We start from the raw sequence: 8,354 nt of genomic DNA on the forward strand, positions 1-8,354 counted from the left end.
AGCTAGATAAGAGGTTCGGGCACTCTCAAGCGACTGCTGCAAAGAGGTCACATAGGAATGACCGAAATGATAGACAGCTGTATCCAGTAAAGGATCTATGACAGCGCGTATCTTAAAAATCGTGTCAACTGAGAATTGATTTGTGATCGAGTGATCGCGGATGAATTTCCATAAATAATCTCTATAGAAACTCGTATCTTTTAAGGATTCTTCCAAGTCTGCTCCTAATGAAAAAAAATAACTTCCATTCTCTTCTGCCCATTTTTTAATTTTATTGGAGGATGTATGGGAATCCAATTGATCTGCTAATGACTCCCCAAAGATTTGTATAAAACTGACTCGGGTATCTATAACATGTTGTTCGACTTTTTGAAAATCCGCCTTCTGTGCAATGGTCATCTGAACTTGAGCCATACGTTCATCGTGAATCTCCTGAGCAATCGAATACTTATGTTGTAAAATTAATTCCCCGATTAGTTGCGGTCCATTTGACATATATTCATTCCTCTCTCTATCTGAAAAAAGTTGGATCTTGGAAGACTATAGATCTATTGTAACTTATTTACATTAATCAGGATAATAGTAACTGTTTTGCTGAAAAGATTGTTTTCAACAATCCGATCCGATAGTATGAATAAATATCTTATCAAAATCATCAAAAAACTTTAATTAACCCTCACAAAAAAGAGCACTATTATTTAATAGTGCTCTTCAAAATAAGAGTTATCTATGAAGCTTCACCTCTTAAATCCCTTTCGATATCCTCCAGACTACGTCCTTTGGTTTCAGGTACAAATTTCATGACGAATAAGAAAGCAAGTACCCCGATGCCTGCAAATATGACAAAAACCCACGCTGTTCCCAGGGCCCCTAGCATAATAGGGAAGAAAAGGGAGACAATCAGGTTGGCTAAGGAGAGTAATAGAGTTGTAAAGCCTGTGGCTGCTCCTCTCGCTTTAAGAGGGAATAACTCAGGCAGCATTACCCACACAACCGGTCCCCAGGTTGCTGAGAAAAACATGATAAACAATCCTAAGAATACCACGGTCATCCACGCTATGGCTGTGGTCAGTTCTGCTGTGAATAGTATAGTCGCAAGCACGGCGAGGCTGAGTGTCATTCCCACGTTTCCTATTAGTAGCAGTTTCTTGCGGCCTAATTTGTCGATCGTTGCAATAGCCACGAGCGTCATAAGGACGTTAACGATACCAATTCCCAGTGTACCTAAGATCGATGCTGCATTTCCCAGTCCGGCTTTAGTAAAAATAGTGGGTGCATAATAAATAACAGCATTGATACCGATAAGTTGCTGGAATACAGCAATTCCGCTTCCGACGAGCAGCATAGGGCGAACCCATTTTGATTTCAGTACATCCCAAGTACTTTCCTCGACTTCTTCAATCTTTTTCATTTGTTTAATTTCGTCATCAATTTCACTTTGCTGACGTGTGAGAGCCATGATTTTACGAGCCTCTTTTTCACGATTATGTTTGATGAGCCACCTGGGGCTCTCTGGCATGAACAGTACTCCGATCATTAAAATAAGAGCGGGTACTGAAGCAAGTCCAAGCATCCAGCGCCAGCCTTCAATGGGAGTGAAGGCGTAATTGACTAAGTAAGCGAGTACAATACCGATTGTGATCATCAGTTGGTTAAGAGAGGCAAGTGAGCCGCGCTGGTGTGTCGGTGCCATTTCAGATAAATAAACGGGCACAATGGCTGTTGAACCACCGACAGCTAAACCAAGAATGACACGCCCAGTAATCAGAATCGCAGCGTTAGGTGATAGAGCTAATACTAATGATCCTATTAAGTAGATGAGCGCAATGACAAATACTACGCGTCTCCTCCCGAAGCGGTCTGATACATAACCGCTCATTCCTGCGCCAACAATAGCACCAACGAGCAGAGAGCTCACAACTACTCCTTCAAGAAAGTTGGATAGCTGAATATCCTCATTAATGAATAGAAGCGCACCTGAAATCACTCCAGTGTCATATCCATACAATAAACCGCCTAAGGCGCCGAAGAAAAATATCCAGCCCTTACTTAAGTTCTTATTCATAGAATTTAACCACCTCTTTACAATTTGTTTGTCCAAATATTTTCCACCTAAGTGGAAATCGCAAACATGATTGTATGAATTTAACAAATATGTTGATAAATTAAGTAAAAGTTGAACAATAGTAACGGGGCAAGTTTTTAATAGAAGCTTGGAAATTTCGAGAAATAGGTAGAAGTAATTTTATAGGATGATAGCATTTTATTTTTATTTTTGTCTGGTCCTGTTCTTGAATAAACCCCTTCTGCTTAGCCAGCAGTTTGAATAGCTCGGTTATAAAAGTTTTCTGGATGTAAGTCCTATCATTTGCCTTATAGTGAACGGGGAGGGTTATGATAGGAGGGAAGCATATATCATAAAAGATGCAGGAGGATTTAATATGAAGTACACAGTTATCACAGGAGCCAGCTCAGGTATAGGTTATGAAGCAGCTCTGGCCTTTGCAGCGCGCGGGAAAAATGTAATCGTAATCGCTCGAAGAGAAGAAAAACTGGAAGAATTAAAAAGTGAGATCCAGAAAAATCAACCTGATGTAAATGTGATGGTGATGCCAGCAGATTTATCAGTATCAGAAAATGTTTATCAATTATATGAAGACCTTAGTGAGTTTGAATTAGAAACATGGATAAATAATGCTGGATTTGGTAATTTCGATCCTATAGCTGAACACGACCTCTCTAAAATAGAGAAAATGCTTCGATTAAACAACGAAGCTCTAACGATTCTCTCATCCTTATTTGTGCGGGATTATGAAAATAAAGCAGGAACCCAGCTTATCAATGTCTCCTCAGGTGGAGGATACACCATTGTGGCTAACGCAGTAACTTATTGTGCAACGAAGTTTTTTGTGAGTGCGTTTACGGAGGGACTAGCACAGGAGTTATCTGGTAAAGGAGCTGCTATGCAGGCGAAAGTACTCGCACCGGCAGCTACTGAGACGGAATTTATAAATCGTTCGTTTGATAATGATGAGCTGAAATACGAAGGAAATGTACCTCAATACCATACGGCTAAGGAAATGGCTCAATTTCTATTAGAATTATATGATAGTGATCAAGTAGTTGGAATCGTGGATGGAAAAACCTACGAGTTTCATTTGCAAGATCCCATTTATCCGTATGTTTCCCGCTCAACTGATTCAGATTAATGATTAAAAGAAAAGCGCAATTCAAACTCTGAATTGCGCTTTTTTACATACGAACAGGGGGAATAAGGATCATGAATAGCGAGTTAGACAGTATCTACCTTACATTTGCTCAAGAAGAATGCAAAGGTGTAAGCCGTTTATATGAAGTACTAGCTAGGAATATTTCCGAAGATGAGGATGTTCTGAAACTCTCTGAAAAAGCAAAGGAAGGACAGCCGGTACCTAATTTACTTTTTGGAGCTGTACATTATTTATTACTTCTAGGCAAGCCGCATAAACTTAAACATTTTTATAGAAGTATGACGGATCAGCCTAAGGATCCTGAAAACGTCTTTCCATATTTTAAGAATTTCTGCAGGATTTACTCGAATGAAATTGAATCACTATTGCAGACGAAATTGGTACAGACAAATGAAGTGCGGAGATGCGCCTATCTTTACCCTGTTTTTTGCGAAGTTCACCGTTTAACTAATAAACCACTAGCTATGATAGAGCTTGGCTCAAGTGCCGGATTACAACTGTTATGGGACCAATATTCATACGTATATGAAGGAGAAGAGGTATATGGAAACAGAAACTCATCGCTTCTTTTGTCTTCAGAAGTAAGAACAGGTACTGCACCTTTTTTATTAAAAACGTCACCACCTGCTGGTAAACGGATCGGAGTGGATCTGAATGTTTCAGATTTAACTAATGAAGATGAATATCTTTGGTTAAAAGCACTGATCTGGCCGGAGCATAATGACCGAAGGCTCCTTTTTGAGAAAGCTGCCTTACATTATGCGAAAAATCCTCCACAGCTCGTAGAAGGGGACGCTGTTGAACTTTTGGAAGACCTTGCCGCATCCGTACCCGAGAATGAAACCCTATGTATTTTTCACACCCATGTAGCCAACCAGCTTTCTCCTTCGATGAAAAAGGACTTACTCTATAGAATCCGACAAATTGGCAGACGAAGGAATGTATTTCATATTTATAATAATATGGATGATCAGAAGCTCCATGCAGACGCTATTATCAATCAAAAGGAACAGAGGCATACCATTGGACGGATCGATGGACACGGCCGCTGGTTTGAGTGGCAGCCTCCCCGTATCAGTTTTGACTAAATACTTTCACTTAAATTGGTGAATCTGCCCATAACACTCTGCACCCCTCAACATAAATTGATAGGAAAGCAGGGGGGGATGAGTGTGATGAGTCAGCAGGATGAGCAATTTCCAAAACTATTGAATGATGCCTTCCATAAAATCGTCCGATCAATGGATTCATACTTTAGTCAGTCCATAAAACAACTGGGGGATTTTTTACATGAGCATACCTTTCCAGTCACAGTACAGGAAATCAATAACGAGGTCATTATTCAAGCGCAGCTACCTGAAGCGGAACATAGTCAGATTGAATTAGAAATTATGGGGAACCATATACGGATTGCTGTTCACCATACAGAAGTTGCCGAGATGAGGAATGACCAACATCATCAATATCAAAGACAGCAGACCCGGCAGGTAATGGAACGGACGGTTGCATTGCCTTTCACCATTTCGGAAATAGACACACTTGCACATTTCGAAAATGGTATGTTGACGATTAAAACGCCAAAAAGAAATCCAAACAGTGGGTATATAGATATTAAGTAAAGCTTTTCCTCGGGGAAGGCTTTTTTCCATGGCTACAAATCTTAAAAAAGCCCACTTTTGGAAATTCATTACCAAAAGTGGGCTTTCGTTATGATTAGTAGTATGAAGAGATCATTAAGTACACAATAACTCCTGTTAAACTCACGTACAGCCAAATAGGCATGGTCCACCTTGCCATTTTACGATGCTTGTCTACTTTCATAGCGAGACCTCGGAACAGAGTGATCAAGGCCAGTGGAACAATGACAATAGCCAGTAAAATATGAGAAATAAGGATGAAATAGTAAATATACTGTAAAACCCCTTCGCCTCCATAAGGTGTGGAAGAAGACATAGAGTGATACGTTAGGTATGAAACCAGAAAAAGGGCTGTAGTTGTAAACGCTGCAAAAATAAAACGCTTATGCCACATCACATTTTTACGAATGATCATAAAAAGCGCAGCCAGTAAAAAGACAAAAGTAAATGAATTTAATATCGCATTCAAAAGGGGAAGCAGCTTAATGTTGAAACCAGTCCCACTTTCTATTTCAGGAACAAACAATAAAGCTAACACAATGAGATTGATCGCTATGGAAAGACCAATCACCCATGGAACATAATTAAAATCCTTTTTTAACTCCATTATGATACACCACCTCAAAAAACAAGTCATATTAAGTATATCGAAATAAAGCATCCACTTCATTAAGGAAAAGGCGGAAAAGGTGACGATAATGTTACATATCAGTATTTAAAAAGGAATTCTTTAAAAGGAATGGTTAGCCCATATAAAGTTTTGAGTATAAACAACCTAAAAGTAGAACTTAAAAAAAGAATGCGGATCATTATATCTTATTTGCAGGCGAAAGGGGCAGAGTATGAAGTTTGAAAAGAAAATAGGATTTAGCAAGAAAGAGAAAGGGGTTTTCACTGTTGTGTTTATCACACTATTTACAGGTTTATCTTTGTAGTTGTACGTAGTGTGAACCTGTAAATGGAGGTATCCTTTTTTCATCGTTCTTATAATCAGGTGTTATTACCTTACATAATCTTTGTGGGTTCGCAGAAACTAAGTTAAAAATGAACCGGGTGATGGCAGATGACATTATACAGGCTGGGCTATGTGGCTATGAGCGTAAATCTTCAAAATGCTTCCCCCTCTCAAACAATGACGTATAAACGGTTTTCAGCGGTTCGAGACCGAGAAGCAGCGGTTAGAAAACTTGAGCGCCTTGCTCAATCCAATATACAGAATTGTATAAGGCTCTTAAAGCATAATAAAACTCATGATATTGAATTCTTCAGGTTAAGCTCCCGCCTGGTACCGCTTGCTACTCACGAAGATTTAGAAAAGTGGGATTACCTGTCAGCTATTAAAGAGGATCTTAGCGAGCTTGGAGGTTTAGCTGAAAAATGGGGGATAAGACTTGATTTCCATCCCGACCATTTCGTGGTCATGAATTCAATTGATAAAGAAATTTTTAAGACTTCTATGAAGGTTTTAAAGTATCACTACCTTTTACTGTACCAAATGGGCCTTGATCCAACTCATCGATGTGTGATTCACCTGGGAGGAAGATACCAGGATAAAGAAAAATCACTGGAACGCTTTATAGACAACTGGGCCTTCGTGCCGAAGGGTATTCAGAAGATGATTATGATTGAAAATGACGACACATCGTATACACTTGAAAATTGTTTGTACGTTTGTGAGAAGTTAAATATCCCCCTTGTTTTTGATATCCATCATCATCTTGCCAATTATGACAACGAACAGTGGGATTACCACTGGGGACGTGTTTTACATACATGGTCCCGTTCCCCCTTACCCGTTAAAATGCACATTTCCAGTCCAAAAAGTCAGCACGAGTTTAAAAGTCATGCAGATTTTGTTGATGTGAAATTATTTCTAGATTTTGTTAAAAAAACTACCGGGTCAACCGATCAAATTGACTGTATGATCGAAGCTAAAAAGAAAGACGAAGCACTTTTTGAGTTAGTAGGGGAATTAAAGAAACATCCGAATGTGATGATGGAGAGCGAAAGTACATTTAGGTGGAAAGCAGATTGAGAATAAGTATGTAGCAGCTAAAGGAAACAAATAGAGGGGGGGTTCTTTTTTAGAAGAGATGAAATGCCGAACCCTGAATCAAAAAAAGCATGAGGCCGAGGCCTCATGCTTTTAATTAGTTTGTAATTTTTTCTGTTTGCGCGCTTTTTCTTTTTCAATTTGCTTACTTCTAAGCTGACCGCATGCTGCATCTATATCTGTACCATGTTCGGTACGGACACCGCATTTAATTCCGCGGTCCATCAATGTCTGATAAAAGGTAAGAATGGATTCTTTCTCACTACGTTCATACGGGTTATCCGCTACAGGATTGTAAGGAATCAAGTTTACGTAAGAGAGATGCTTTTTATTTTGCAGAAGATCAGCGAGTTCTTCAGCTTCTTTCTTATGGTCATTAACATCTTTAAGCAAAATGTATTCAAACGTGATCCGCCGGTTTGTTTTTTCAAGGTAGTAGTCAATGGCCGGCATTAGCTTCTCAAGGGGGTACGCCCGGTTAATTTTCATAATCTGAGTTCGTAGATTGTTGTTTGGCGCATGAATGGAAAGCGCTAAGTTGATCTGGATTCCTTCGTCGGCAAACTCGTACATTTTCGGTGCAATCCCACTTGTAGAAACTGTAATGTGACGAGCGCCGATGGATAGACCTTTTTGATCGTTGACAACCTTAAGGAAGTCGATCAAGTTATCATAGTTATCGAATGGTTCACCTATTCCCATTACAACAATGTGGCTGACACGTTCATCATTTTCCTGTTTGTCAAGGTGCTGCTGCACCTGCATAATCTGCTCGACAATCTCACCGCCTGATAGATCACGGTTTTTTTTCAGTACGCCACTCGCACAGAAGGAACACCCGATATTACATCCTACCTGTGTCGTTACGCATACAGATAACCCATAGTTAAATCTCATAAGAACAGTTTCTATAATATTTCCATCATCTAATTTGAACAGAAATTTGACCGTTCCATCTTGTGATTCTTGTTTTATTTCCTCGGTTAACGTTTCAATTGTAAAATGTTCCTGTAGAAGATCAATACAAGATTGGTTCACATTCTTCATCTGAGAAAAATCAGTTATACGCTTTTGATAAAGCCAGTTCCAGATTTGTTTGGAACGGAACTTTTTCTCACCGTGCTCTGTGACCCAGTCCGTCAATTGATCAAACGTTAAACCATAAATGGATGGTTTCATAAATACGCTCCTCTTTAAAAAAGTTCACTATTTCTATCATAATGGATACAGCTTCAACTTACAACCTTCCACTGAATGTTATAATTTTTGCTTAATTAAAGACTCTGTTAAACTTACGCGTTGTTTCTAAGGTAAAGCTCCCGATACTGGAAGGCTCAGTTTAGAAATATTGGGGTCCGTTGCAAACAATAGATGGGGGCGGCTACGAAACAACTCGTCTTGTTTCATCACCCCGAAAGACACTCGAGACATAAG

Annotated in this window: 7 protein-coding genes and 1 pseudogene; 4 read left to right on the top strand and 4 right to left on the bottom strand. The window is 39.4% G+C overall.

Going from position 1 to position 8,354, the window contains the following annotated elements:
• A pseudogene (locus tag WAM07_RS10175) lies at window positions 1-495 on the bottom strand (STAS domain-containing protein); the annotation flags it as partial.
• Between the two features lie 232 nt (window positions 496-727).
• The gene (locus tag WAM07_RS10180) at window positions 728-2,065 is read right to left on the bottom strand and encodes a sugar porter family MFS transporter (RefSeq protein WP_422166539.1); all 1,338 of its coding nucleotides are present in this window, start codon (window positions 2,063-2,065) and stop codon (window positions 728-730) included.
• A 376-nt stretch (window positions 2,066-2,441) separates the two neighbouring features.
• Here WAM07_RS10180 and WAM07_RS10185 point away from each other — a divergent pair, with 376 nt between their 5' ends.
• The 3 genes from WAM07_RS10185 to WAM07_RS10195 all read left to right on the top strand — a co-directional run bounded on the left by WAM07_RS10185 (window position 2,442) and on the right by WAM07_RS10195 (window position 4,849).
• The gene (locus WAM07_RS10185; protein WP_422166541.1) at window positions 2,442-3,209 is read left to right on the top strand and encodes an SDR family NAD(P)-dependent oxidoreductase; all 768 of its coding nucleotides are present in this window, start codon (window positions 2,442-2,444) and stop codon (window positions 3,207-3,209) included.
• A 68-nt stretch (window positions 3,210-3,277) separates the two neighbouring features.
• On the top strand, window positions 3,278-4,318 hold the full coding sequence (locus tag WAM07_RS10190; RefSeq protein WP_422166548.1) for a DUF2332 domain-containing protein: 1,041 nt from the start codon (window positions 3,278-3,280) through the stop codon (window positions 4,316-4,318).
• Window positions 4,319-4,405: 87 nt separating this feature from the next.
• Window positions 4,406-4,849: an Hsp20/alpha crystallin family protein gene (locus tag WAM07_RS10195; RefSeq protein WP_422166550.1), complete on the top strand. Its 444-nt coding sequence runs from the start codon at window positions 4,406-4,408 to the stop codon at window positions 4,847-4,849.
• Between the two features lie 94 nt (window positions 4,850-4,943).
• On the opposite strand, the gene WAM07_RS10200 is transcribed toward WAM07_RS10195, so the two are convergent.
• Complete coding sequence (locus WAM07_RS10200; protein WP_422166542.1) at window positions 4,944-5,474, bottom strand: DUF420 domain-containing protein; 531 nt, start codon at window positions 5,472-5,474, stop codon at window positions 4,944-4,946.
• A 456-nt stretch (window positions 5,475-5,930) separates the two neighbouring features.
• Here WAM07_RS10200 and uvsE point away from each other — a divergent pair, with 456 nt between their 5' ends.
• Window positions 5,931-6,902, top strand: a complete 972-nt coding sequence (uvsE, locus tag WAM07_RS10205; protein WP_422166544.1) for a UV DNA damage repair endonuclease UvsE — start codon at window positions 5,931-5,933, stop codon at window positions 6,900-6,902.
• A gap of 111 nt (window positions 6,903-7,013) precedes the next feature.
• Here the strand turns inward: uvsE and rlmN are convergent, their stop codons facing one another.
• Window positions 7,014-8,099 carry a 23S rRNA (adenine(2503)-C(2))-methyltransferase RlmN gene (rlmN, locus tag WAM07_RS10210; protein ID WP_422166546.1) on the bottom strand — a complete coding sequence of 362 codons (1,086 nt, stop codon included), beginning with the start codon at window positions 8,097-8,099 and terminating at the stop codon, window positions 7,014-7,016.
• Window positions 8,100-8,354: the final 255 nt, after the last annotated feature.

This window comes from Halobacillus sp. (genome assembly GCF_049282395.1).
Lineage (GTDB): Bacteria > Bacillota > Bacilli > Bacillales > Halobacillaceae > Halobacillus.

What these genes read in the sequence shown, in the direction of transcription:
- WAM07_RS10195 (WP_422166550.1), top strand. Translation starts at nt 4,406, where the DNA reads ATGAGTCAGCAGGATGAGCAATTTCCAAAACTATTGAATGATGCCTTC.
- uvsE (WP_422166544.1), top strand. Translation starts at nt 5,931, where the DNA reads ATGACATTATACAGGCTGGGCTATGTGGCTATGAGCGTAAATCTTCAA.
- WAM07_RS10185 (WP_422166541.1), top strand. Translation starts at nt 2,442, where the DNA reads ATGAAGTACACAGTTATCACAGGAGCCAGCTCAGGTATAGGTTATGAA.
- WAM07_RS10200 (WP_422166542.1), bottom strand. Translation starts at nt 5,474, where the DNA reads ATGGAGTTAAAAAAGGATTTTAATTATGTTCCATGGGTGATTGGTCTT.
- WAM07_RS10180 (WP_422166539.1), bottom strand. Translation starts at nt 2,065, where the DNA reads ATGAATAAGAACTTAAGTAAGGGCTGGATATTTTTCTTCGGCGCCTTA.
- rlmN (WP_422166546.1), bottom strand. Translation starts at nt 8,099, where the DNA reads ATGAAACCATCCATTTATGGTTTAACGTTTGATCAATTGACGGACTGG.